The sequence below is a fragment of the Kitasatospora viridis genome (assembly GCF_007829815.1).
Lineage (GTDB): Bacteria > Actinomycetota > Actinomycetes > Streptomycetales > Streptomycetaceae > Kitasatospora > Kitasatospora viridis.
Genome location: NZ_VIWT01000003.1, coordinates 183,339 through 208,095 on the forward strand (window position 1 = coordinate 183,339; position 24,757 = coordinate 208,095).

Below are 24,757 nucleotides of genomic sequence, written 5' to 3' on the forward strand. Positions count from 1 at the left end.
GCGGTCCGGGAGCGTTGAGCACGCCCCATCGGACCACCGCACTGGATCTCCCCATGGACGCCACCGCCACCGTCGGCACCTTCCCGACCGACACCGGGCCCGCCCTGACACCCCCGGCCGCACCACCGGCCTGGCTGCTCCCCCACAGCCCCCGCTCCGCCCGCACCGCCCGCCGGCTCGCGCACGCCGCGCTGCGCCGCTGGGGCACGGACGCCGACACGGTCGACCAGGCCCTGCTGGTGGTCTCCGAACTGGTCACCAACGCCGTCGAGCACGCGCTGCCGCCGGTCACGCTGCGCCTGTCCCGGCACCCGCACGCCCTGCACATCGAGGTGGCGGACGGCGGCCCGGCGGCCCGGGACGGCGCGTGGACGGCCGGGTGCATGCCGGAGGAGCACGGTCGCGGCCTCGCGATCGTCACCGCCATCGCCCGCGAGCACGGCTGCCGGGTCCGGCCCGGCGCCGGCACCCACTGGGCGGACCTGTGCGCCGCCTGAGCCCGGGCCACCGGTCGGCCGGGCCGCTGTGCCAGCGGTGGCACCGGCTGCGGCTGTTCGCCTGGCGCCTGTGCCACTGACCGGCCCGTCCGAAGGAGACAGCCCCGTGACCATCTCGACCGACTTGCTGCCCGCCCTGTCCCCCGCTGCCTACCTGCGCTGCCGGGCCGCCCAGCCGGGCGCCCTGGAGGGCCAGCGCGCGGCACTGCGGAACTTCGCCGTCCGACTCGGCGTCCCCGCGCCCGTCTTCTACGAGGACCACACCGGTCCGGACCGCACGGCCGGCCGGTGCCCGCCCAGGTTCGAGGCGCTGGTGCACGAGGTCCTGGCGGGCTCCCACCGGCTGCTGCTGGTGCCCGGGTTCTGGGTGCTGGCCGGCACCGAGGAGCGGCTGCGGCTCACCCTCCGACTGCTCTCCGCGGCCGGGTGCGGCCGGATCCTCGCCCTGCCCACTCCGGTGGCACCGCCGCCCCTCCTCCACCAGGGGGTTGCGCAGGGACCCCGGCCCGGGTGGGCGCCGCAGCGGTCCCGGCCGCTGCTCTGAGAGGCCGCTTCAAGAAGCAGGTCACCCCTGCACCGCCTGCTGATGAGCCGTCACCGCAGTCCCCGGCAGCCACGCTGCGAGTGGGGCCGCCCCGGCCGCGCACCCGACGTTCGGGTGCGCGGCCGGAGTTCGGGCCGGGTGTCCGTGGCCGGCTTGACCTGTTACGGTCCCGGCCGACGGTTCAGTAGCGTGCGGCGTCAGCCCTTGGTGACGCAGGCGTTGGCGGCGTTCGACCAGAGGCCCTGCAGGTCGAAGGTGCCGGTGCTGAGCTTGACGTAGGCATCCATGTCCACGCAGGCGTCACCGATCTCGCCGTCGCCGCCGTTCCAGCCGATGCTCGGCCAGAAGTCGGTCACCGTCTCCGCGTACTCGTGGGTCTCGGTGGACTCGATGCCGGAGAGCATCCGGCCGTCGGTGAGGGTGGTGCAGGCGCCGGCGCCCATGTCCGGGACGTACGGCAGGTTGGTGTAGGCGAGGTTGCCGTAGCTGCTGCTGGTCACGTCGTGCCAGCCGCAGAAACCGCTGTCGGGGAAGCCGTCAGGGTGGGTACCGGTCGGCGAGACGATGACGTACTGGGCGTTCAGGTTCGGCGCCTGGGTGGTGTTGCCGAAGTGCTTGGCGGCCTTCGCAGCCTCGGCGCCGAGCTGGGTGGCGGTGGCGTCGGCGGGCTCGGCAGAGCCGTTGTCGAACCAGACCCCGGCCAGCGGGGTCGAGGTCGGGTGGTTGACGTGGATGCCCTTGGTGCCACAGGTGACGGTGCCGGCGGCAACACCCTCGCAGTACTGGTCGAGGATGGTGCCCCAGGTGTCCTGGCTGCCGTACAGGCCCTTGAACATGGCCTGCATATCGGGGGCCACGCCCGCCGGGTCGTTCTTCCACTGCGAACCCCAGAAGACCAGGTAGACCTTCGGGGTCGGGGAGACCACGCCCTGGCTGGCGCTGGAGTCCACCGACAGCGTGCTGCTGGACGTGGCGGTGACCGCCGCGTGCACGCCGTGGGCGAGCGGCTTTACACCGAAGTGGGTACCGGTGCCGACGCCGGCCTGGGCACTGGTGGGCAGGAGTGCGGCGCCGAGCGCGAAGGCGGCCAGCACGGCGGTGTGCAGTGCGCGGATGCGCATGAGTTCCTCCCGGTGAGGGCGTGGGGGATCCGACGCCTCGGTGGCGTGGATCGACAGGTGAACCAGGTGACTCCGCACGCGCATCGAGCAGATCGAGCGCGAGCCGACCGGGCGGGAGCGAGCAAGAGGGGTCGGCTCTGATGAGTGCTGCGCATGGGGGTGCACCTGACAACTTCGAGAATTCCTGCCGCGACCCCATCTGTTCCATAAGGGAGAGCTGAAATGCGTATCCCTAGTCGCCACCGCAAGCGAGTACGTACTCAAAGAGGTTGACAGCCCGTCACCGTGCGTCGAGCCGACGGTCCCGACCTGACGGGTGAGCACCCGTCAGGTCAGGGCCTGTCAGGTCAGGACCCGAGCGTCAGGAGGCCGGCGTCAGGTAGACGCCGTCGGTGCCCTCGCCCGGCGTGTTCTGGCAGCTGAAGCTCTGGTCGGCCGGCTCGGCGGCGACCAGGCTCAGGCACCGGCCGAGCGCCAACTGCCCGTAGTAGTTGGGGTGGAAGGACTCCTGCTTGGAGCCCTGGGTCAGGCCGAGGGTGAGGAAGCGGGCCCACTCGGAGGTCTCCGCTGACGGGGGCTGCGAGGAGGTGGCCAGCTGGTCGGAGGTGGAGCAGACCTCGTGGCCCTGGAGCAGGTCCTGGACGTCGAGGAACTGCACGCCCCGGTCGGCGGCGACGTCGGAGAGCCGCTGGGCGACCTGCGGGACCAGCTGGTCGCGCGCCCAGTCGAGGTCGTCGTTGCTCGCGGGGCAGCCGCCCTTGGTGGTGCGGTTCCAGCCCTTCTGCGAGTAGCGGTCCTCCGAGCTGCGCGGGAACGGGGAGGGGTAGGACTGCAGCACGATCCGGTAGGCGGAGGAGGCGTAGCCGTCGGCCTTCATCACCGCACGGATCTCGTCGATCGACTTGCCGACGTTGTCCATCGCACCGTCGATCTGCGAGTCGACCGCGTCCTGCTGGGAGTCCCGGCAGTCGCCGGCCGAGGCCTCGTAGTCCAGCACGCACTGGGTGATGTCGTGGACGAAGCCGAGGTCGTTGCCGCCGATCGACAGCACCACGGTGCCGACCCGGCGGTGGGCCGCGATGGCGGCGAGCTGGTCGGCCTGCGGCGCCTCGCCCTTGAGCGACTGGCCGCCGTCGGCGGCGCGGAAGACGTTCTCGGTGGTGGCACCGGAACAGGCGATGTTGACCGCGCGGCCGCTGCCGAAGGCGCTGAGCACCTCGGCGGAGTCGGAGCGGTCGCAGCCGTTCTGCGCCGTGGCCCCGTAGACCTGGCTCGCGTCGTAGCCGTGGCCGGTGTACGCGCGGTCGGTGCCGTTGCGGCTGCCGGTGAAGGTGTCGCTGTTGCCGGCCCAGCGGCCGGCCTCGCCGGAGATGTAGCTGTCGCCCATCGAGACGGTGATGGCGGTTCCACTGTGCGGCGCGGCGGCCTGGGCCGGGCCGGCGGTCACGGTGAGCAGGCCGGTGGCGGCCAGCGGGAGGGCGAGGGCGGCTGCGGTGAGCCGCCGGGCTCTGAAGCCAGTGTCCTGATGCATCGTCAACTCCTGTGTTCCACACCTGCGCTGCCTGACGCAGCGAGGGGGTTGGGGGTTTGGGTGAGGGTGTGTGGGCCACCGCGCCGTGCGCTGTGTGCGGTCAGCGGGGCGCGGTGACCCAGGCGGTGGGGCCGACCCTCGACGGCCCTCCGCCGCTCGGGGACTGCGGGCTAGCCGTGCAGCGGCCGCAGTCGGAGGGTGCGGATCTCGAACGGACGGAGCTTCAGCTCGATCTGACTCTCCGTCAGTGAGGCCGGTTCGAGCTCGCGCTCCAGCAGGTCGGTCACCGCTGCCGAGGCGACCGGGAAGCCGGCGCTCAGCAGGGCGGTGGCGCGCCCGCCGTGGGCCTCGTAGAGGCGCACGACCACGTCGCCGGAGCCGTCGTCGGCGAGCTTGACCGCCTCGATGACGACGGCGTCGCCGTCGACCCCGACCAGCGGCGCGACCTCGGCCGCGCCGGTGAGCACGCGTTCCGGCTGGTTGAAGGCGTAGCCCTCGCGCACGGCGTCGGCGATGTCCGCGCCGAGCACCAGGGCGTAGCGCAGCCGGTGCCAGCCCTGGTCGGCCTCGGGGTCGGGGAAGCGGGCGGCGCGCAGCAGCGAGAGCCGCGCGGTGGTGGTGGTCCCACCGTCGGGGCGGACGTCGCGGGTGACCTCGTGGCCGTAGGTCGAGTCGTTCACCAGTGCCGCACCCCAGCCCCGTTCGCCGAGGTGCAGGAAGCGGTGGGCGCAGAACTCGAACTTGGCGGCGTCCCAGCTGGTGTTGGTGTGGGTGGGCCGCTGGACGTGGCCGAACGGGGTCTCGGCGCTGGAGTGGTCGGCCCGCAGGTCGAGCGGGAAGGCGGCCTTGAGCAGCTTCTCCTGCTCGTGCCAGTCGATCTCGGTCTCGATGTCCAGCCGCCGGGCGCCCTCGGCGAGCGAGATCGCCTGCTCCACCCAGGAGTTGCCGAACCGGCGCACCACCACGACCGCGCCGTCGCGGACCTCGACCGACTCCGCCTCGACCAGGTCGCGCACCGTGTTGCGGTAGAACTCGTCGATGTCCCAGGCGTCGTACTCGTTCGGGAAGTCCTGGTGCAGCTGGAGCAGGTTGCCCACCCGTCCGGGGGCGAGTGCCTCCCGGTCGGCCACCAGGTCGTACGCCGAGGTGACCAGACCGCGCGCGTCGATCCGGATCCGGACCAGCCCGTTGTCCAGCACGAAGCCGTCCGCCTCGGGCACCGGAGCGACCCTGGGGGCGGCCGGCCCGCCGCGCGTCACCGCGCCCAGGGCCGGCACCCCGCCGCGGGCGAACGGTGCGGCGTTGAAGACGATCTCCTGCTGCCCCTCCCCCGCCAACGCCCGCTGGGCGGCCTCGACGATGCCGTGCAGCTCGGCGAGGACGGCGGCGTAGGCCTGCTCCGCCTCCTGGTGCACCCAGGCGATCGAGGAGCCGGGCAGGATGTCGTGGAACTGGTGCAGCAGCACCGTCTTCCACAGCCGGTCCAACTCCTGGTGCGGGTAGGCGAACCCGGTCCGCACCGCCGCCGTCGCCGCCCACAGTTCGGCCTCGCGCAGCAGCTGCTCGCTGCGCCGGTTGCCCTGCTTGGTGCGCAACTGGCTGGTCAGCGTGCCCCGGTGGAACTCCAGGTAGAGCTCCCCCACCCAGACCGGCGCGTCGGGGTACTCGGCGTGCGCCCGCTCGAAGAAGCGCGCCGGGCTCTCGATGACGACCCGGGCCGCGCCCTCCAGGTCGGCGAACCGTTCGGCGCGGGCCAGCATCTCGCGGTTGGGGCCGCCCCCGCCGTCGCCGTAACCGAACGGCATCAGTGAGCAGGTGGCGGCGGCCTTGTCCTGGAAGTTGGCGACGGCGAGGGCGACCTCGGCGCCGGAGACCTCGCAGTTGTAGCTGTCCACGGGCGGGAAGTGGGTGAAGATCCGGGTGCCGTCCAGGCCCTCCCACCAGAAGGTGTGGTGCGGGAACTTGTTGGTGGTGTTCCAGGAGATCTTCTGGGTGAGGAACCAGCGCACCCCGGCGAGCTTCATCAGCTGCGGCATCGCCGCGTTGTAGCCGAAGGTGTCCGGCAGCCACATCTCCTCGGTCTCGACCCCGAACTCCTCCAGGTAGAACCGCTTGCCGTGGATGAGCTGGCGGGCCAGCGCCTCGCCGCCGGTGATGTTGGTGTCCGGCTCCACCCAGAGGCTGCCCACCGGCAGGAACTGACCCTCCGTCACCTTCTCCCGCACCCGCGCGTAGACCTCGGGCCGCTGCTCCTTCAGCCAGGCGAGCTGCTGGGCCTGGGACATGACGAACTGGAACTGCGGGTGGTCGTCCATCAGCTGGACCACGTTGGCGACGGTCCGGGTGACCTTGCGCACCGTCTCGCGCAGCGGCCAGAGCCAGGCGGTGTCGATGTGCGCGTGGCCGACGGCGGAGAGCCGGTGGGCGCTGAACGCGGCGGGCGAGGCGAAGGCCGGGGCCAGCTCGACCCGCGCCGCCGCGGCGCTGCCGGCGATGTCGCGCAGGTCCACGGCGTCCAGCGCGCGCTCGATGGCGCCGAGCAACTGCCAGCGGCGCGGCTCGTGTTCGGGGAGCTCCCGCATCAGCCCGCCGAGCACGTCGAGGTCCTGGACCAGCCCCCAGACACCCCGGTCGAGGACCGCCAGGTCGGCCCGGAGCACCCGGTAGAGCGGGTCGGTGTCCGGGTCGGCGCCGGTCAGCCAGCCGGGGCGGTCGCCGGCCCGGGTGATCAGGTGGTCGTCGCACAGCACCGGGTTGGCGGCGCCCTCGATGTAGTAGGTGAACTCCTCGCCCCCGACGGCGGGTTCGGCGACCAGAACCCAGGCGTTGCGCGGGTGCAGCGCCTTCACCACGGTGCCGTCGGCGCGGTGCACCAGCCCCTCGGCGGAGAAGCCGGGCCCGGTCTTGTTGAAGCCGATGTCGAGGACGGCCTCGACCCGCTGCCCGGCCCACTCCTCGGGCACCCGGCCGGTGATCCGGAACCAGCTGGTGGACCAGAGCGGCCCCCAGCGGTGCCCGACGCCGATCGGCCGGTAGGGGGCGGCGAGCGCCTCGCCGACCGGCACCGGCTCGCCGGGCGCGTCCCAGATCTCCACGTCGATGGGGACGGTGCGGGCGTGGACGGCAGGCCGCAGGCGCTCGTTCAGCACCCGGTCGAGCCGGGCCTCGGTGAGGCGTCGCTTGCTGTGCATGGCGTTCTGATCTCCATGTGGGAAAAGGCAGTTCGGAGGATCTCCGGGGGCCGGCGGGGCGGCTCGCCCCGCCGGCCGCGGACCGGATCAGTCCTGGCTGAGCGGCACCGGCCATTCGTCGTGGTAGACGGTGAACGGCAGGTCCTTCTCGAAGAACGTGGTGCTGAGGATCCGCAGGCGGGCCATCAGCGCGCCGCCGATGTCGATGCCGCCGTAGAGCTTGACCGAGCCCTTCTTGTTCACCAGGCCGCCGTCGTCGTCGAAGGTGGCGCTGCCGGAGACCACCGTGCGCAGGTAGGGCTCGATGTCGGCCTTGACGCCGAGGTCGTCGAAGATGGCGACGGTGCCCTCGGTGAGCAGGCCGGTGTGGATGTCTCCGCGGCCGGAGATCGAGCCGGCCGGCGGCGAGAGCTCGGGGCTGCCCTGGTCGCTGTCCGAGCTCCAGCCGTCCTCCTTGGTGTAGTCCGAGTGCACACCCCAGTTGTCGCTGTAGCTCTGCTCGGTGTCGACGGTGACGGTGCCGTTGGCCGAGACGTCGGCGTAGAGCGTGAGGTCCACGTTGACGACCACCGGCACCACCCCGACCCAGATCACCGGCGCGGCCTTCAGGCTGGCGAGCGGGACCTTGATGGTGCCGGTGCCCGCCTTGAAGGTGCCCGCGACGTGCCAGTCGGCCTCGGTGTCGCTCTGGAAGCCGACGTGGGCGTGCTGGAGGTCGAAGGCGGTGCCCGTGTAGTCGAAGTCGATGCTCGGTTCGAGGCTCATGGAGCCCGAGAAGGCGGCCGAAGTCCCGTCCGGCAGGTCGAGGTCGGTGTCGGCGCTGAGCTTCAGGCTCATCGAGGACGAGCCCGAGGCGCCGTCGATCCTGGGCACGTAGCCGACCTGGAGTCCGGGCACCTGCGAGTCGACCTGCACGCTGGCCGGCGCCAGCGCGGTGTGCACGGAGGCGGTCGTATCGCCGAGCAGCTCGTTGACGGCGGCGGGGCGGGTGCTGACGGTCTGCTTGCCGTCGGCGGCCGGCTGCGCGGCCGTGACGACGAGCAGCGCGCCCTTCGGGGCGGCCGGGGTCGGCGGGTTGTCGATCACCTGGCCGACCTTGACGCCGCCGGGCTTGCTGCCGGAGGCGGTCTGGCCGGGGGCGGCGGTGCCGGTGGTCAGCACGGCCTGCCCGGTGGCCGGGTCGTACGAGGCCAGCTGGTCTCCGCCGGCGCCGGTGACGACGGCGGGCGCGGGCTGGGCCGACCCGACGGCGGCGGCACTCGCCGTCGGGGCGGCGGCCAGGCCGCTGAGGGTGAGCAGTGAGCCGACCGCGAGAACGGTGGCGGTCTTCTTTCCTATCGACATGACGTTGCGTCACCTTCGGGTGGGGTACGGGGACGGAACAGCGTCTTGCGTGGTTGATCGAGCGGTCGGGAAGAGTGGGTTTCAGTCCTCGGTCGGCCCGAGGTCGGGGCGGTCCCGCAGCTCCACCCAAGGCGTGGTGGCGGCGTGCAGTTCCAGCACGGTGATCTCGTTGCGGCCGGCCCGCAGGACGGGTGCGGGGACGTAGAGGGTGGTCTGCGGGCCGCGGGACCAGTAGCGGCCGAGCGCGAAGCCGTTGATCCAGGTGAGGCCCTTGGTCCAGCCGTCGAGCGCGAGGTAGGCGTCGGCGGGCTCCTCGATGTCCACGGTGCCGCGCCGGAAGGCCGGGCCCGCCACGGCGCGTCCGGCGTCGTCGAAGGTCAGCGCGTCCAGGCGGTCGAGCGGCAGCGAGCGGCTGTTCCAACTGGACACGGTCCGGCCGTCGAGCGTCACCTCGCCGAGCAGGCCCTTGCGGTCGTGGATCTGGCGCCCGTAGTTGACCCGGCCCTGGTTCTCCACCAGCACGGCCAGCCAGGAGTCGGGGTGGGGCACGGTGAAGGCCAGCGCCTGCTGGTGGTTCTCGCGCTCCAGCACGCCGACCGGCTGGCCGTCGACGAAGACCTGCGCGCGGTCGCGCACCTGCTCGGCCCGCAGCACCATCGGGCCGGCGGCCGGCAGCACGGTCTCGTAGAGCACGAAGCCGACGTCCTGGCCGAGCTCCTCCATGGTCTGCGGCCGGTCGGCCAGCACGGGCTCGCCGAGCTCGGCCAGCTGGTCGAACAGGTCTGCCTGCTCGGTGAGTTCGACCCGCACGGGGGCCAGCTTCGCAGCGGCGGACACCTCCTCCTCGGGCACGGGCGCGTACTTGGCGATCACCTTGCGGAAGGCCTCGTACTTCGGCGTCGGGTCGCCGGCCTCGTCGAGCAGGGCGTCGTAGTCGTAGGAGGTGGCGGTGGGCCGGTAGACGCCCTTGTCGTTGGCGCCGTTGGTGAAGCCGAAGTTGGTGCCGCCGTGGAGCAGGTAGATGTTGACGCTGGCGCCGGCGGCAAGCAGCTGGTCCAGGTTGCCGGCGGCGTCCTCGGGGTCGCGGGTGACGTGCACGCCGCCCCAGCGGTCGAACCAGCCGATCCAGAACTCCGCGCACATCAGCGGGCCTTCGGGCTGGTGGCGGCGCAGCTCGGTGAGCCCGGCCTCGACCCGGCTGCCGAAGTTGGCGGTGCGCAGCACCCCGTCCAGGCCGCCGCGCCCGAGGTCGGCGGGCTGGTCGCAGGTGAACAGCGGCACGTCGACGCCGTGCCGGCGCAGCAGTTCGGCCAGTTCGGCGAGGTAGGCGGTGTCGGTGCCGTAGGCGCCGTACTCGTTCTCCAGCTGGACGGCGATGACGGTGGTGCCGAGGTGCGGCCGGACGGCCTCCATCAGGGCTTCGAGGTACTCGTCCACGGCCGACATGAACCGCGGGTCGCGGCTGCGCAGTTCCATGTCGTGGTCGGCGAGCAGCCAGGAGGGCAGGCCGCCGCCCTCCCACTCGGCGCAGATGTAGGGGCCGGGCCGGAGCAGCACGTGCAGGCCTTCGGCGGCGGCCAGGTCGAGGAAGCGGGGCAGGTCGAGCCCTCCGTCCGCGTGGAACTCGCCGGGCCGGGGCTCGTGCAGGTTCCACGGGACGTAGGTCTCCACGGTGTTGAGCCCCAGCAGCCGTGCCTTGCGGAGCCGGTCGGCCCACTGCTCCGGGTGGACGCGGAAGTAGTGCAGTCCGCCCGAGATGATGCGGAACGGCCGGTCGTCGAGACGGAATCCGTCGGCGGCGATCTCCAGTCGAGGCATGGCTGTGGTGCTCCTAGGGGGTGGGGGTGGGGATCAGTCGAGCGGGCGGCAGAGCAGCACGTCGGGGACGCCGTGCTCGTCGTACCGGTAGGTGTCGGCGACGCCGGCGATGTACTCGTCGTCGTTGCACTGGCCCTTGTAGTTGCCGGAGGCCCAGTCGCTGTCGACCGAGCCGCCGTCCGAGGGCCGGTTGTCGCCGTGGTCGAACCAGACGTCGCGGCCGTCGGTGGGCAGCGGGTCGGCGGACGGCGCGCAGAGCAGGGCCGCCATCGAGCCGCCGTTGTTGCTGAAGCCGACGGCGAAGGAGTTGTCGGGGCACTGCAGCTTGTCGTAGCCGCCGGCCCAGTCGCCCTCGTTGGTGTTGCTCCAGTTGGTGACGACGGTCCAGTCGCCCTCGCCCTTGGCGGGCTGGCCGGCGTCGGTGCACAGGCCGGTGCCGTTGCCGCGTCCGAGGGCGATCAGGCGCTGGGAGTCGGGGCAGTTGCCCTTGTAGTTGCCCGGGGACCAGTCGTCCTGGTCGAGCATCGTGCGGGACACGTCCTGGTCGCCGTTGCGGGCGTTGAGCATGTTCCAGTGGTTGACCTGGGCGACCTTGCCAGTCTTGCCGGAGGAGTTGATCAGCCTGTTCCAGTCGGCGGTCCGCCAGTCGCCGGAGTCCTCCAGGCCGGTGCGCTTGCCGTCGGCGGTGTAGGACAGGGCGGCCCAGTTGTCCTGGAGCTTGCCGTTGTCGTCGGTCCAGCCGATCAGCGGCCAGATCGCGAAGTCGGTGTCGTTGGCCTCCAGGATGCCGGTGAACCGGTCGAACCAGTCCTTCTCCTTGGCGTCCGTCTGGCCGCGCCCGGCGGTGCCGAACTCGCTGACCCAGACGGGAGCGGTGAAGTGCTGGCCCGCCTGGGTGACGAACAGCGCTTCGTCGTTGACGGCCTGCTCCAGCTCGTCCGGGCTCAGGTCGCGGTAGCGCGGGTCGTTGGTCTCGCCGTTCAGCGCACCGCCGGTGGCGCCGGTGTGGTTGGGGCCGGTGAACCCGTAGAAGTGCGCGGAGTAGACCAGCTTGCCGGAGTCGATCAGGGTGTTGGACAGGGTGCGGACCGGGGTGAGCATCGGGCGGCCGTGCGGGAACATGCCCTGGGGGATGCCCTGCCAGTTGATGCCCTCCATGATGATCAGCATGTCGGGGTCGTCCTGGAGGATCTTGTTGCCGGCCTCCTCGAACGCGGCGTACTCGTCCTTGTCGTTGTTCCAGCCCCAGTTGGGGTCGTCGGTGCCGTCGCGGCGGACCTCGTTGCGCAGGTCGGCGCCGACCACCCGCTTGTTGTCCTTGTAGCGGTCGACCAGGAAGAGCCAGTCGTCCTCCCACTGCTGGGTGGACTGCCCCTTGTCCCAGCGCTCGTTGCCGTCCAGGCCGCAGCACCAGTGGTAGGTGGTGGTGTGGTTGTTGAGGATCACCGCGAAGCCGTCGCCGGTGAGCGCCTTGACCACCGCGTCGTAGACCTCCAGCGGGGTCTTGCCGCGCAGCTGCGGGTTGGCCCGCACCGCGGAGTCCGGCACGGTGCTGTCGTCGTGGATCATCGCGTTGGCGAACGGCAGCCGGATGCTGTTCAGGCCGAGGCGGTGGAAGTCGGCCAGGATGCTCGCGATCGGCGCCCGGTCCAGGCCCATCGGGATGTTGTTGGACACCTCACCGGCCTGGTTGTTGGCCGGGTCGGTGGGGTCGCCGCTGCCCAGGTAGTGGCTCTCCGAGCCGTCCCAGTTGCCGGCCTTGAGCTTGAAGCGGTTGCCGTGGGCGTCGACGATGTAGCGGCCCCTGGTGCTCAGCGGGCCCTGCCAGGAGGCGGACAGCTGCTTGCCGGTCAGCACGGTGGGGGCGGCGGAGCCGGTCGAGGCGACGGCCACGCCGGTGCCGGGGGCGCCCGCCAGCACCAGCGCCGACACGGCGACGACGGCGGGCAGCAGGCGGGTGGAGCGGCGTCTGACGGTTCTTCCGTTCGGAAGCGGTCTCATGGTGTTCCCTCCGAGGAGTGGGGTCGAGGGAGTGGATGTGGTGGGGGTACTGCGGACCGGACCGGTGGTCCGAGGCGGGGGCATGGGCCACCGGTCCGGGGCTCAGGGGGGCGGCTCGCCCCTTGGGGGTGTACGCGCGGGTCAGTCGAGCGGACGGCAGAGCAGCGCGTCGGGGGTGTCGTGGTACTTCTGGCTGCTGGACCAGTTGAAGGCGACGCCCGCCAGGTACTCGTCGGTGTCGCACTGGCCCTTGTAGTCGTACGGCGCCCAGTCGTAGCCGATCTGAGTGGGCGTCAGCGGCGGGTTGTCGCCGCGGTCCATCCAGACCACCCGGTTGCTGGTCCCGAGGTCCCCGGCGGCGGGCTCGCACATCACGCCGGTGAACGCGGTGTCCCACATGCTGTAGCCGGCCACGAAGGAGCCCTGCGGGCACTGGGCCTTCTCCCAGCCCGGGGCCCAGTCGTCGGTCGTGTACTTGGCGTCGGTGACGACCTCCCAGTCGCCGTCACCGGCCGCCGGCTGGTTGACGTCGGTGCACAGGCCGCGGTGCTTCTCCCGGCTCAGGCCGATCAGGCGCTCGCCGTCGGTGCAGGAGCCCTGGCGGTTGCCGGGGGTCTGGACCGGGTTGGCGAGGATGTACGCGGACTCGTTCTGGCTGCGGAAGTCGAGGTCGAGCATGTTCCAGTGGTCCGCCTTGGCCACCTTGCCGGTCTTGCCGGGCGCGTTGACCAGCTTGTTCCAGTCGGCGGCCCGCCAGTCCTGCTCCAGGCTGTGGGTCCGGTTGCCGTTGGCGTCGTAGGACAGCGCGGCCCAGTTGTCCTGCTGCTTGCCGTTGGCGTCGGTCCAGCCGACCAGCGGCCAGATCGCGAAGTCGGTGTCGCTGGCGGCGAGGATGTCGGTGAAGTTGTGGAACCAGGCCGGCTCCAGCGGGTCGCTCTCACCGGTTCCGGCCGCGCCGAACTCGCTCACCCAGACCGGCGCGGTGAAGTGCTCTCCCGACTGGGTGACGAACAGGGCCTCGTCGTTCACGAGTTGCTTGAGCTGGTCGACCGGGAACTTCTCGTACGGCCAGTCGTTGGTGTGGCCGGGCCCGCTGGCCACGCCGGTGTAGTTCGGGCCGATGTAGCCGTAGAAGTGGACCGACTCCACCAGCTTGTTCGACTTGATCAGCGTCGGGGACAGGTTGACCAGCGAGTGCAGCAGCGGCCGGCCGTACTCCAGACCGTTCAGGGGGATGCCGTACCAGTTGATCCCCTCCATGATGATCAGCATGTCGGGGTCGTCCTGGAGGATCTTGTCCCCGGCCTCCTGGAACGCGGCGTACTCGTCCTTGTCGTTGCCCCAGCCCCAGTTGGGGTCGTCCCAGGTGTCGCGGCGGACCTCGTTGCGCAGGTCGGCGCCGACCACCCGCTTGTTGTCCTTGTAGCGGTCGACCATGAACAGCCAGTCGTCCTCCCACTTCTGGGTGGACTGCCCGCTGTCCCAGCGCTCGTTGCCGTCCAGGCCGCAGCACCAGTGGTAGGTGGTGGTGTGGTCGTTGAGGACAACGGCGAACCCGTCTCCGGTGAGCGCCTTGACCACCGCGTCGTAGACCTCCAGCGGGGTCTTGCCCCGCAGCTGCGGGTTGGCCTTCACGGCCGAGTCCGGCACGGTGCTGTCGTCGTCGATCATCTCGTCGGCGTACGGCAGCCGGATGGTGTTCAGGCCCAGGCTGTGGAAGTCCGCCAGGATCTTGGCGATCGGCGCACGGTCGAGGCCGATCGGGATGTTGTTGGAGACCTCGCCCGCCTCGTTGTTGGCGGGGTCGGTCATGTCGCCACTGCCCTGGTAGTGGCTCTGCGAGCCGTCCCAGTTGCCGGCCTTCAGCTTGAACCGGTTGCCGCGCGCGTCGACGACGTACCGGCCCTGGGTGCTCAGCGGGGCCTGCCAGGAGGCGGCCAGTTGACGGCCCGTCAGCACGGTGGGGGCGGCGGAACCGGTCGAGGCGACGGCCACGCCGGCGCCGGGGGCGCCCGCCAGGATCAGCGCCGAGACCGCGACGAGCGCCGGCAGCAGGCGGGTCAGGCGTTTCCTTCTGAGCAGAACCAAGCTCATGGTCTTCTCTCCGGGGTGGGGACGAGAGAGCGGATGGTCGGGGTGGTGCGGACCGGACCGGTGGTCCGAGGTGGGGGCATGGGCCACCGGTCCGGCGCTTCTAGGGGCGGCTCAGCCCTTGAGGCCGCTGGTGGCGATGCCCTCGACGATGTAGCGCTGGGCGACGAGGAACATCACCACCAGCGGGGTGATCGTGACCACCGCTCCGGCGAACAGGCCGGGCAGGTTGATGGTCTGTGAGGTGAGGAAGGTGGAGAGCGCGATCTGGGCCGTCCAGGCGGACGGGTCCTGTCCGACCACCAGCGGCCACAGGAACGCGTTCCAGCTGTCGATGAAGGCCAGCGCGCCCAGCGAGGCGAGCATCGCCCCGGAGGAGGGCAGCGCGATCCGCCGGTAGAGGCCGAGCCAGCCGAGCCCGTCGAGCCGGCCGGCCTCCTCGATCTCGCTCGGGAACTGCAGGTAGAAGTTGCGGAAGAGCAGCACCGCGAACGGGTTGAACAGGCCGGGCGCGATGATGCCCCACAGCGTGTTGATCCCGCCCAGCGCGCCGACCACCACGAAGGTCGGCACGAAGGTCACCGACCCGGGGATCATCAGCGTGGCGACCACCAGGGCCAGCACCACCCCCCGCCCCGGCACCGGGATCCTGGCCAGGGCGTACCCGGCGGCGGAGGCCAGCAGGGTGGAGACCGGTGCGGTGATCCCGGCGATCACCAGCGAGTTGCCGAGCGCCTGGCCCATGTGCAGGGTCGGGTCGGAGAACAGCGCGGTGAAGTTCTCCCAGTGCATGCTGGTGGGCCACCAGGTCCAGTGCGGCGTGGTCAGGCCCTTGGTGTCCATCAGCGCGTTGCGCAGCATCAGGTAGAAGGGCGTCAGGAAAAGCACCGTCAGCAGCCCGGCCAGCAGCCCGCGCCCGGATCGGCGGGAGGCTCGGAACACGGTTCGCAGGGTCGTCATCCCACTCACCCCTCCTTCTTGCCGAAGCCGGTGATCCGGCCCTGGAGCAGGGTCACGCAGACGATCAGCGCGGTGAGCAGGAAGGCGCCGGCCGAGCCGATGCCGTAGTCCTGGTCACCCATCGCGGTGTTGTAGAGGTAGACCAGCGGCGTCTGCACGGGGGCCGTGCCGGTGCCGCTGAGCCCGCTGCTGAAGAGGTTGTAGAACTCGTCGAAGGCCTGGAAGGCCGCGATGAACTGGAGCATCAGCACGGCCACCGAGGTGTTGCGCAGCAGCGGCAGGGTGATCCGGCGCAGCAGGCGCAGGCCGGTGGCGCCGTCGAGCGCGGCGGCCTCGTAGACGTCGCGCGGGATGCCCTGCAGGCCGGCCAGGAAGAGCACCATGTAGAAGCCGACCTGGAGCCAGAGCCGCAGGGTGACCAGCACGACCCAGTAGAGCGGGGGGTGCGTGCTCTGGATCCACGGCACGGCGGAGCTGCCGAACCAGCTGCCGATCATGTTGGCGATACCCGAGGGCAGGCCGTTGAACAGGCACATCTTCCAGAGCAGCGAGGCGGCGACGTAGGAGACCGCGGTCGGGATCAGGAAGGCGGTGCGCAGCACCGCCCGGCCGCGCCGGATCCGGTGCACCAGCAGGGCCAGGCCCAGCGAGGCGGCGAAGGTCACCGGCACGATGAAGGCGGTGAACAGCAGGATCTGGACGAGCGAGCCGCGGAACGCGGGATCGGCCAGCAGCGTGCGGTAGTTGTCCAGCCCGACCCAGTGGCCCAGGGTGATGGTGCCGCGGGCCTGGCTGAGGCTGAGCAGGAAGCTCCAGCCGATCGCCAGGTACTTGAAGACGCCGAGGCCGAGCAGCATCGGACCGGTCAGCAGGGCGAAGGCGGCCCAGGCGCGCCGGTCCGTCCGGGGGCGGCGGGCCGGCTTCACCGTGGTCGGTGGCGGTGGCGGCGGCGGGTCGGTTCGCCCGCCGGGCCGGATCGCACGGGGTGCGGTCTTCATCCCGCGAGCTGCTTGTCGATGTCGGCCTGGGCCTGCTGCGCCGCGTCGGCGAGCAGGGTGGCCGCGTCGCCGCCGGCGACGATCTTGGCGGCGGCGCCGCTGAACAGGTTGCCCACCGCGCTGTCCCAGGTGCCGGGGTTGCTGCGGCCGTACTTGGCGGCCAGCTGCACGGTGTCCTTGGCGGTGCCGGTGGCGAGCTTGTCGGCGGCGGCCGCAACGGAGTTGCGCGGCGGGATGTGGAAGCCGTAGCCCTCGGCCCAGTCCTTCTGCAGGTCGGTCTGCTCGACCCAGAGCCACTGGACGAACTTCTTGGCCGCGTCCACGTGGCGGCCCTTGGCGTTGACGCAGCTGGTCCAGCCGCCGACCCGGACCACGGGGGTGCCGCCGGCCTTGAAGGCGGGCCAGGGCAGCACGCCGAAGTCGTCGCCGAGCGAGCTCTTGACCTGCGGCATCGCCCACAGGCCGCACCACTGCATCGGCACGACGTTCTGCAGCAGCGCCGACGGGTCCCACCAGTCGGTGGTGAAGCCGAGCTGGAGTGACTGGTCGTCGTGCAGCCGCTTGAGGCCGGCCACCGCCTCGACGGCCTGCGGGGAGGCGAAGACCGCCTTGCCGTTCTCGACCTGCCCGCCGCCGTTGGACAGCACGGCGAGGATCGGGGTGTCGCCCAGCCCGTCGTTGCCGACGAACAGGCCCTTGCCGTTCTTGGTGGTCAGCGCCTTCGCGGCGGCGACCAGCTCGTCGAAGGTCTGCGGCGGGTTGATCCCGGCCTTGGCCAGCGCGCTCTTGCGGTAGTAGAGCATCATGACGTCGTCGATCATCTTGACGCCGTAGCGCTTGCCCTGGACCGTGACGTAGTCGAGGTCGCCCTGGTTGAAGTCGCTCGCGGCGCTGCCGTAGACGTCGTCCAGCTCGGCGATCTGGCCGCGGCGGGCCATGCTCTCGCTGAAGTCGCCGATCTCGAAGACGTCGGGCGCGGCCGTGGTGAGCAGCGAGGCGTTGAGCTTGCTGGTGTAGTCGCCCGGCACCCAGGTGACCTTGACCGCGATGTCCGGGTTGGCCTTGGTGAACGCGGTGGCGTAGCGCAGCGCGGCCTGCTGGGTGCCGGCCTCGCCGTAGGCGTGGTACCAGACGTTCAGGGTGGTCCGGGCGCCGCCGGAGGACCCGCCGGTGGGGTTCGTGCTGCAGCCGACCACGGCTCCGGCGACGACCATCAGCGTTCCGCCGAGGAAGCCTCTGCGGCTGAGGGGGGTTCTCTGTGCGCTCATTGCGTGTCCTTGGTGCTGGGTGGAGGGGTGGGGAGTGGGGGTGACGGTTGGTCAGGGGAAGAGGGTCTGGATGGCGGTGATCGCTCCGCCGCGGGCCCATTCCTCCCACGGCAGTGGCCGCAGGGTCAGCGGGCACTTCGCCGCGGCCTTGAAGCAGTGCGCCGTGTAGGCCTCCTCGATCTGGGCGCCGAAGAGGTCGAAGGTGTCGAGCCCCTCGCCGGTGACGACGACGCGTTCGGGTCCGAGCAGGCTCACCAGGGTGGCGATGCCGGTGCCGATGGCCCGGCCGGCCGCGGCGAAGACCTGCCGCGCGGCGGGGTTCCCGTCGCGGGCCAGCCGGACGGCGCCGGGGAAGGCGAGGTCCGGGTCGGCGACCGCGAGTCGGACGCCGGCCAGGATCGCGCTGCTGGAGGCGATGGCCTCGACGCAGCCGACCGAGCCGCAGTGGCAGCGCGGGCCGGCGCGGTCGACGCAGATGTGGCCCAGCTCGCCGGCGACGCCGTACGCCCCGGTGACCAGTTCGCCGTTGACGACCAGTCCGGAGCCGATGCCCGCGCCGATGGTGACCAGCGCGAAGTACTCGGTGCCGATCCCGTCGCCGAACCAGTGCTCGGTGACGGTCAGGGCCTTGACGTCGTTCTCGATGCTGACGGCCAGTCCGGTGGCGGCCGCGACGGTCGCGGCGAGCGGCACGTCCCGCCAGCCGGGGAGCACGGAGTAGCGCACCAGGCCGCGGTCGCGGTCCACGTCGCCGGAGACGGCGATCCCGAGTCGGCTGGTACGTTCCCTGAACTCCGGTTCGCTGTCAAGCAGTTCGTTGACCAGCTCGGCGATCAGCGCGCACACCGTGCGCGGATCGCGGGCGGTCAGCCGGCGCCGGCCGGTGACGCGCATCCGGGCCCGCAGGTCGCAGACCGTGCCGTAGAGCGCGTCGGCGCTGATCTTCACGCCGGCGAAGAACTCCCGGTCGGGGGTGACCGCCAGCGGGTTCACCGGGCGGCCGGCGCCGGGGGCGGTGCGCTCGGGCGGCAGCTCGTGCAGGTAGCCGCCCTGGAGGAGCGGCCGGGCGGCCTTGGTCACCGCGGTGGAGGACAGGCCGGTCCGGCGGGCCAGTTCGACCCGGCTGAGCGGGCTGACGGCCAGCAGCATGCTGAGGATCGCGGTTTCGGCCGGTGCGGTGACCAGCGGATGCGAGTGGCTCGGAAACACGGCGGCAACGTACTCTTAATTAAATAACTTTGTCCAGTATTGATTTACCTCCGGGTCGGCCATAGGCTCTGGCCGCCTGCGCGGGCCGCTCTCATCGCAGTCGTCCGCCCCGATCGACCCCACGGGACCCACCAGTGCCTGCCACGCCCCCGTCCGTCTCCTTCGACCCCACCCGCGACCTCGGCGTCCTGCGGACACCGGGCAGTACCTACGCGCTGCGGATCGGAGCCGACGGCAGCCCCCGGCACCTCTACTGGGGAGCCCCGCTCGACCCGGACGAGCTCGCCGCGCTGCCCGCCGCCGACTCCCCCGCGGCGAGCAGCTTCGAGGCCGACCCGGCCCCCGACGAGCTCGCCCCGCAGACCGGCGCGCGGTTCGGACCGGCCGGCCTCCAGGTGCGGTTCGCGGACGGCACCCGCGGCGCCCAGTGGACCTTCGCCGGACACACCGTCAGCGGCGGCGAGCTGCGGCTGCGCCTCGCCGACCGCCACTACCCGCTCACCGCCGACCTCTGCTACCGCCTGCGCCCCGGCAGCGACGTGATCGAGCGCTGGACCGAGCTCAACCACACCGGCGACGAGGGCAGCGGCCCGATCACCGTCGACCGGCTCGACTCGGCCTGCTGGACCGCACCCGCGCTGCCCGACCACCGGCTCAGCCACCTGGTGGGCGGCTGGAACAGCGAGTTCCAGCTGCACCGCGACCGCCTCCCGGTCGCCGAGACCGTGCTCACCAGCCGGCGCGGCCTCACCAGCCACCACGCCAACCCCTGGCTCGCCCTGGACGACGGCACCGCCACCGAGGAGCACGGCCAGGTCTGGAGCACCGCCCTGGCCTGGAGCGGCAGTTGGCGGATCACCGTGCACCGCGACCCGGTCGGCCGGACCACCTGGACCGGCGGCTTCGGCCACGAGGGCCTCAGCTGGACCCTGCAGCCCGGCGAGACCCTGCACACCCCGGTCTTCGCCGGCCTGCACACCACCGGCGGCTTCGGCGCCGCCAGCCGCGCCTGGCACCAGCACCTGCGCACCGCCGTGCTGCCCGAGCCGGACCGGGACCGACCCGTGGCCTACAACTCCTGGGAGGCCACCGGCTTCGACGTCGACCTGCTCGGCCAGGTGCGGCTGGCCCGCCTCGCCGCCCGCGCGGGCGCCGAGCTCTTCGTGCTGGACGACGGCTGGTTCGGCGCGCGCACCAGCGACCGGGCCGGCCTCGGCGACTGGACGCCCCGGCCGGCGGCCTTCCCCGACGGGCTGCGCCCGCTGGCCGACGAGGTGCACCGCCTGGGCATGGCCTTCGGCCTCTGGGTGGAGCCCGAGATGGTCAACCGCGACAGCGACCTGTTCCGCGCCCACCCCGACTGGGTGGTCCACACCCCGACCCGGGACGCCACCGAGCTGCGCAACCAGCTGATGCTCAACTTCGCCCGGCCCGAGGTGGAGGCGTGGGCGCAGCACACCCTGGACCACCTGGTGCGCGAGCACCGGGTCGACTGGCTGAAGTGGGACGCCAACCGGGTGGTCACCGAGGCCGGCTGGCCCGGCCACCCCGACCCCGACCGGCTCTGGATCGAGCACGTGCGCGCCGTGCACCGGGTGATGGACCGGCTGCGTGGCGACCACCCCGGCCTGCGGATCGAGGCCTGCGCGGGCGGCGGCGGCCGGGTCGACCTGGCCGTGCTGGCCCGCACCGACCAGGCCTGGACCTCCGACAACACCGACCCGGTCGACCGGCTCGCCATCCAGCACGGCTTCAGCCAGCTCTACCCCGCCCAGGCCATGGCGGCCTGGGTCACCGACAGCCCCAACGTGACCACCGGCCGCGCCACCCCGCTGCGCTTCCGCGCCCACGTCGCCATGGCCGGCGCGCTCGGCCTGGGCGGCGACCTGACCCACTGGAGCGAGCAGGAGCTCGCCGAGACCGCCGACCTGGTCGCCCGCTACAAGGAGATCCGCCCGCTGGTGCAGCGCGGACGCCAGTACCGGCTGACCGGCCCCGGCGGGGTCACCGCCGTGCACCACGCCGCCGCGGACGGCGGCGAGCACGCGGTGCTCATCTGGCGCCCCGTCACCCGCTTCGGCCACCCCGCCGCCGAACTCCCGCTGCCCGCCCTGGATCCGACCGCCCGTTACCTCGACCTGGAGACCGGCACCACCCACGCCGGCGCCCTGCTGGTGCGCCGGGGCATCGACCCGCGACTGCCCGCCGGCGACTACGCCAGCTCCCTGATCCGGCTGCGCCGGACCGACTGACCCGCCCCGCTGGAACCGCGCCGATGCCTGCGTCCCGGTCATCGGCATCGACGACGCCCAGGGCCCCGGGCGTCACCATCGATCCGCGCCGGACACCGGACGGCCGAGCCCCGCGCCCGCCCGTCCCTCCCTCCAGCTCAGAAGGCCACTCAATGAAACTGCTCCTGAGATCCTCCGGAAGCGTCCTCGCCGTCCTCGGCGTGCTGCTCGCCGCCGTCCCAGCGACCTCCGCCGCCGCGGCCACCACCAGCCAGAACCTCATCGTCAACGGCAACGCCGAAGCCGGGTACTGCACCAAGGACTGGGGCGCGGCCAGCACCGTCCCCGGCTGGACCGTCGAGTCCGGCAGCCCGAACGTGATGTGTTACACCCCCGACGAGTTCCGGCTGCCGTCCGGTTCGGCGCCCGGCACCGCGTTCTTCGCCCCCGGCAACCAGGGTGACGGCGCGATGACCCAGACCGTCGACGTCTCCTCCGCCGCCCGCGCGATCGACAACGGCGGCGTCTCGTACGACCTGCGCGGCTGGCTCGGCGGCTGGACCGGCTACTGGGGCCACGTCACCGTCTCGCTGCACTTCCAGGGCGCCGACGGAACGGAGCTCGACTCGGCCGACCTGCCGACGGTCACCTCCTCCGACCGCGAGAGCACCACCGAGTTCCTGCAGCGCAGCACCACCGGCGACGTGCCGGCGGGCACCCGCGCCATCCAGGTGCAGGTGCAGTTCCAGCAGACCGGCCACGAGACCGGCTACCTGGACAACCTCTCGCTCACCCTCGACACCCCGGTGAAGGCTAAGAAGCTGACCCCGCCCGCCTCCAAGGTGCCCGGCTACGACCACGTGTTCACCGTCATGATGGAGAACACCGACTACTCCCAGATCATGAACGACCCGGACGACACCCCGTACATCCACGGGTTGATGGACCAGGGCGCCCTCATGACGAACTACCACGCGGTCTACCACCCGAGCGACGAGAACTACCTCGCCGTCTCCGGCGGCGACACCTACACCTCGGGCGCGACGTACTGGCCGAACATCAACTCCCCGCAGCGCAACCTCGGCGACACCGTCGAGGCCGCCCACAAGACCTGGAAGGCCTACGAGCAGGGCATGGGCACGCCCTGCAACACCAGCAAGGACAACGACGGCGAGTACATGCCGGACGACGCGCCGTTCATCAACTACACCGACATCAGCGACGATCCGGACCGCTGCGCGGCCCACCTCTTCGACACCTCGCAGCTGGCCACCGACCTGCAGAGCGCGGACACCACGCCGAACTTCTCCTGGATCGCCGCCGACGACTACAACGACGGCGAGGGCTCCGGCAACGGCAGCTCCAAGAGCCTGCAGACGCAGGACAACTGGCTGCGCGACACCCTGGAACCGATCCTCTCCTCGCCGGCCTGGACCGACCAGAAGTCCCTGCTCATCCTCACCTGGGACGAGTCGCAGAACGAGGCGGCCAACCACGTGGCAACGATCGTCGTCGGCTCCCAGGGCACCGTGCAGCCCGGCACCTCCAGCACGGCCCGCTACGACCACTACAGCACCGCCCGCACCATCGAGGCGGCCCTCCACCTGCCCGGGCTCACCGCGAACGACACCTACGCGACCCCGCTGAACGACGCCTTCGACCCGCCGGTGACCACCGACCCGGCTCCGCTGAGCAGCAGCACCCCCACCGTCTCGGACGGCGGGAGCATCACCATCGACTACACCATCCCGCTCACCGCGGACGTCAGCTCGACCAACTGGATCGGCATCTACCCGGCCGGCGCGGACGCCACCCAGCGGTCCTGGCTGACCTGGCAGTACGCGCCGAACGCCAACGGCGCCCTGACCTTCGGCACCGGCAGCCTCAAGGGCCCCGGCGACTACGACGTCTACCTGCTCGCCAACGACGGCTACACCGTCATCAGCGGCCCCTACCGCATCACCGTCAACTGACCCGGACCGCAGCCCACCGCCAGGCGCCCCCACCGGGGCGCCTGGCTCCGCCGCATTCCGGTCTGTTGACGGCCCGTCACCCCAGCACCCCGCACCCAGCACTCCGCACCAGCCGGGACTCCCCCTGGTCCCGTAGAGAGGTCCTGCCATGGACACCAGCCAGCACCAGCCCACCCTCGACCCCGCACCGTGGGCCGACGCGGACCACTCGGTCCCGGCCTGCGGCGCCCGGATCAGCGTGGACTGCCCCGCCGTCACCCTGACCGTGCAGCGCGAGGACTCCGCCGGGGCCGACCTCGTGCTGACCGCCGACGCGGCGACCACGGTGACCGTCCGGCTGGACGTGCCGCTGGGCGAGGCCGTCGGCTACTGGCACCCTGAGGCCGGCTGGGAACGCACCGTCACCGCCGACCTGACCCCGTGGCGCACGGTCTCCCTGGTCCGCTCCGCCCCCGTCGGCTGCCTGCACGACGCCGCCGGGCACGCCCTGCTCGCCTTCGCCGCCGACCGCACGATCGCCGAGACCCAGGTCCGGTTCGGCGCCTCGGCGCAGCACGGGCGGTTCGGCGTGTGGCTGCGCTTCCCGCTGGCGGCCGACCGGTCCTGCCGGCTGCGCCTGGTCGCGCCCGGCGGCACCGTGGCCTCGGCGCTGCGCCGGCTGCGAGTCTGGCTGGCGGGGCTGCCGAGCGCGCGGCCGCTGCCCGTACCCTCCTTCGGCCGCACCCCGGTCTACTCGACCCGGCACTCGCTCGGGCGGGCGGTGAACGCCACCGAGGTGGAGCAGGAAGCCGTGCTGGCCGCCGAGTTGGGCTTCGGCCGGCTGCTGCTGGACGACGGCTGGCAGCGCCGCGGGCGCGGCCCCGGCTACGCGGGCTACGGCGACTGGCGCCCGTCCCCCACCCGGTTCCCCGACCTCGCCGCGCACGTCCGGGCCGTCCGGCGCACCGGGCTGCGCCAGGTGCTGTGGATCGCCCCGCTGCTGCTGGGCCGGGGCTCGGCCGCCCACCGCACCTGGGCGCCGTTCGCGCCGCACCGGGCGCGCCACCTCGGCTGCCGCATCCTCGACCCGCGCCTGGCCGAGGTGCGCCTGCACGTGGTGGAGACCTGCCGCGCCCTGGTGACGGCCTACCAACCGGACGGCCTGCGGCTGGACTTCCTCAACGAGGCGCTCGCCTACAGCGGCGCCCGCCCACCCGCCCGGCCCGGCGCCGGCTACATCGCGGACCTCGGCCAGGCGATGGCACGGATGCTCGCCGACATCCGGGGCGCACTGCGGGCCGCGCGCGGCGACGACTTCCTGCTGGAGCTCGGCGAGGGCTGCACCGGCCCGGCCGCCACCGCGTACGGCAACGCCCTGCGGCCGCTCGCCAGTCCGGGCGACCCGGTCGCCGACCGGATCCGCACCCTGGACATCGCCCTGCTCGCGCCCGGCGGCGCCGTCCACTCCGACCTGCTGACCTGGGACCGGGAGGCCTCGCCGGAGGCGGTGGCCCGCCAGTTCCACGGCGCGCTGCACGCCGTGCCGCAGCTCTCCGTGCGGCTGGCCGAACTGCCCGCCGCCCAGCGGGAGGTGCTGGCCTTCTGGCTCGCCACCTGGCGCCGGCTCTCCGGCGTGCTGCTCGGCGGCCACTACGAGCCCGGCCGCCCGGACGAGCTCTACCCCCAGGTGCTCGCGGCCCTCGGGAACCGACGCGTCGTCACCAGCTACACCGACCGGCCCGTCCGGCTCCCGACCGACGCCTGGCGCTCGCTGTCCATCGTCAACGCCACCACCGCCTCCCGGGTCCTGGTCGAGGTGTCGGCGCCACCCCGCCTGGTCCGCCTGCGCAGCCACGACGCCCGGGGCGAACGCTGCCAGGACGCGAGCCTCCCGCTCACCCCGGGCCTGCACGAGCTCGACGTGCCGCCCTCGGGCCTGTGCACCCTCACCCTGACCTCCGGCCTCTTCGTGCTCGGCGCCGCGAGGTGACCTGATGGGTG

Annotated in this window: 16 protein-coding genes; 5 read left to right on the forward strand and 11 right to left on the reverse strand. The window is 72.1% G+C overall.

Translation table 11 applies throughout. The features are described from left to right. Window positions 1-53 precede the first annotated feature (53 nt). The gene (locus FHX73_RS31365) at window positions 54-497 is read left to right on the forward strand and encodes an ATP-binding protein (RefSeq protein ID WP_145909326.1); all 444 of its coding nucleotides are present in this window, start codon (window positions 54-56) and stop codon (window positions 495-497) included. A gap of 106 nt (window positions 498-603) precedes the next feature. Then, the gene (locus FHX73_RS31370) at window positions 604-1,041 is read left to right on the forward strand and encodes a recombinase family protein (RefSeq protein ID WP_145909327.1); all 438 of its coding nucleotides are present in this window, start codon (window positions 604-606) and stop codon (window positions 1,039-1,041) included. 197 nt (window positions 1,042-1,238) lie between these two features. On the opposite strand, the gene FHX73_RS31375 is transcribed toward FHX73_RS31370, so the two are convergent. From FHX73_RS31375 to FHX73_RS31425, 11 genes are all read right to left on the reverse strand, one after another. Beyond that, complete coding sequence (locus tag FHX73_RS31375) at window positions 1,239-2,162, reverse strand: hypothetical protein (RefSeq protein WP_145909328.1); 924 nt, start codon at window positions 2,160-2,162, stop codon at window positions 1,239-1,241. Window positions 2,163-2,523: 361 nt separating this feature from the next. Continuing rightward, complete coding sequence (locus tag FHX73_RS31380; RefSeq protein WP_145909329.1) at window positions 2,524-3,693, reverse strand: GDSL-type esterase/lipase family protein; 1,170 nt, start codon at window positions 3,691-3,693, stop codon at window positions 2,524-2,526. A 170-nt stretch (window positions 3,694-3,863) separates the two neighbouring features. Continuing rightward, on the reverse strand, window positions 3,864-6,884 hold the full coding sequence (locus tag FHX73_RS31385) for an alpha-mannosidase (RefSeq protein WP_145909330.1): 3,021 nt from the start codon (window positions 6,882-6,884) through the stop codon (window positions 3,864-3,866). An 87-nt stretch (window positions 6,885-6,971) separates the two neighbouring features. Then, window positions 6,972-8,228, reverse strand: coding sequence for a hypothetical protein (locus FHX73_RS31390; protein ID WP_145909331.1), 1,257 nt, complete (start codon window positions 8,226-8,228; stop codon window positions 6,972-6,974). Between the two features lie 81 nt (window positions 8,229-8,309). Continuing rightward, window positions 8,310-10,046: a glycoside hydrolase family 35 protein gene (locus FHX73_RS31395; RefSeq protein WP_145909332.1), complete on the reverse strand. Its 1,737-nt coding sequence runs from the start codon at window positions 10,044-10,046 to the stop codon at window positions 8,310-8,312. A gap of 33 nt (window positions 10,047-10,079) precedes the next feature. Continuing rightward, on the reverse strand, window positions 10,080-12,047 hold the full coding sequence (locus FHX73_RS31400) for a glycoside hydrolase family 5 protein (RefSeq protein WP_145909333.1): 1,968 nt from the start codon (window positions 12,045-12,047) through the stop codon (window positions 10,080-10,082). A 141-nt stretch (window positions 12,048-12,188) separates the two neighbouring features. Continuing rightward, window positions 12,189-14,141, reverse strand: coding sequence for a glycoside hydrolase family 5 protein (locus FHX73_RS31405; protein ID WP_145909334.1), 1,953 nt, complete (start codon window positions 14,139-14,141; stop codon window positions 12,189-12,191). Window positions 14,142-14,252: 111 nt separating this feature from the next. Next, on the reverse strand, window positions 14,253-15,098 hold the full coding sequence (locus tag FHX73_RS31410; RefSeq protein ID WP_145909335.1) for a carbohydrate ABC transporter permease: 846 nt from the start codon (window positions 15,096-15,098) through the stop codon (window positions 14,253-14,255). A gap of 5 nt (window positions 15,099-15,103) precedes the next feature. Further along, entirely contained in the window at window positions 15,104-16,096 is a 993-nt protein-coding gene (locus tag FHX73_RS31415; RefSeq protein ID WP_145909336.1) for a carbohydrate ABC transporter permease, read from the reverse strand. Further along, window positions 16,093-17,364: an ABC transporter substrate-binding protein gene (locus FHX73_RS31420; protein WP_145909337.1), complete on the reverse strand. Its 1,272-nt coding sequence runs from the start codon at window positions 17,362-17,364 to the stop codon at window positions 16,093-16,095. Before FHX73_RS31420 ends, FHX73_RS31415 begins: the two co-directional genes overlap by 4 nt. Window positions 17,365-17,415: 51 nt before the next feature. Beyond that, window positions 17,416-18,573, reverse strand: a complete 1,158-nt coding sequence (locus tag FHX73_RS31425) for an ROK family transcriptional regulator (protein WP_246213999.1) — start codon at window positions 18,571-18,573, stop codon at window positions 17,416-17,418. 134 nt (window positions 18,574-18,707) lie between these two features. On the opposite strand from FHX73_RS31425, the gene FHX73_RS31430 reads away from it, so the two are divergent. The 3 genes from FHX73_RS31430 to FHX73_RS31440 all read left to right on the forward strand — a co-directional run bounded on the left by FHX73_RS31430 (window position 18,708) and on the right by FHX73_RS31440 (window position 24,746). Continuing rightward, the gene (locus tag FHX73_RS31430; protein ID WP_145909338.1) at window positions 18,708-20,825 is read left to right on the forward strand and encodes an alpha-galactosidase; all 2,118 of its coding nucleotides are present in this window, start codon (window positions 18,708-18,710) and stop codon (window positions 20,823-20,825) included. Between the two features lie 152 nt (window positions 20,826-20,977). Next, complete coding sequence (locus FHX73_RS31435; protein WP_170305163.1) at window positions 20,978-22,777, forward strand: alkaline phosphatase family protein; 1,800 nt, start codon at window positions 20,978-20,980, stop codon at window positions 22,775-22,777. Window positions 22,778-22,925: 148 nt separating this feature from the next. Then, complete coding sequence (locus FHX73_RS31440; RefSeq protein ID WP_145909340.1) at window positions 22,926-24,746, forward strand: alpha-amylase family protein; 1,821 nt, start codon at window positions 22,926-22,928, stop codon at window positions 24,744-24,746. The last annotated feature ends 11 nt before the right edge of the window (window positions 24,747-24,757 follow it).

Excerpts from the sequence above, each read along its gene's own strand:
- FHX73_RS31365 (WP_145909326.1), top strand. The coding sequence starts at position 54 with ATGGACGCCACCGCCACCGTCGGCACCTTCCCGACCGACACCGGGCCC.
- FHX73_RS31375 (WP_145909328.1), bottom strand. The coding sequence starts at position 2,162 with ATGCGCATCCGCGCACTGCACACCGCCGTGCTGGCCGCCTTCGCGCTC.
- FHX73_RS31380 (WP_145909329.1), bottom strand. The coding sequence starts at position 3,693 with ATGCATCAGGACACTGGCTTCAGAGCCCGGCGGCTCACCGCAGCCGCC.
- FHX73_RS31385 (WP_145909330.1), bottom strand. The coding sequence starts at position 6,884 with ATGCACAGCAAGCGACGCCTCACCGAGGCCCGGCTCGACCGGGTGCTG.
- FHX73_RS31390 (WP_145909331.1), bottom strand. The coding sequence starts at position 8,228 with ATGTCGATAGGAAAGAAGACCGCCACCGTTCTCGCGGTCGGCTCACTG.
- FHX73_RS31395 (WP_145909332.1), bottom strand. The coding sequence starts at position 10,046 with ATGCCTCGACTGGAGATCGCCGCCGACGGATTCCGTCTCGACGACCGG.
- FHX73_RS31400 (WP_145909333.1), bottom strand. The coding sequence starts at position 12,047 with ATGAGACCGCTTCCGAACGGAAGAACCGTCAGACGCCGCTCCACCCGC.
- FHX73_RS31405 (WP_145909334.1), bottom strand. The coding sequence starts at position 14,141 with ATGAGCTTGGTTCTGCTCAGAAGGAAACGCCTGACCCGCCTGCTGCCG.
- FHX73_RS31410 (WP_145909335.1), bottom strand. The coding sequence starts at position 15,098 with ATGACGACCCTGCGAACCGTGTTCCGAGCCTCCCGCCGATCCGGGCGC.
- FHX73_RS31415 (WP_145909336.1), bottom strand. The coding sequence starts at position 16,096 with ATGAAGACCGCACCCCGTGCGATCCGGCCCGGCGGGCGAACCGACCCG.
- FHX73_RS31420 (WP_145909337.1), bottom strand. The coding sequence starts at position 17,364 with ATGAGCGCACAGAGAACCCCCCTCAGCCGCAGAGGCTTCCTCGGCGGA.
- FHX73_RS31435 (WP_170305163.1), top strand. The coding sequence starts at position 20,978 with ATGAAACTGCTCCTGAGATCCTCCGGAAGCGTCCTCGCCGTCCTCGGC.
- FHX73_RS31440 (WP_145909340.1), top strand. The coding sequence starts at position 22,926 with ATGGACACCAGCCAGCACCAGCCCACCCTCGACCCCGCACCGTGGGCC.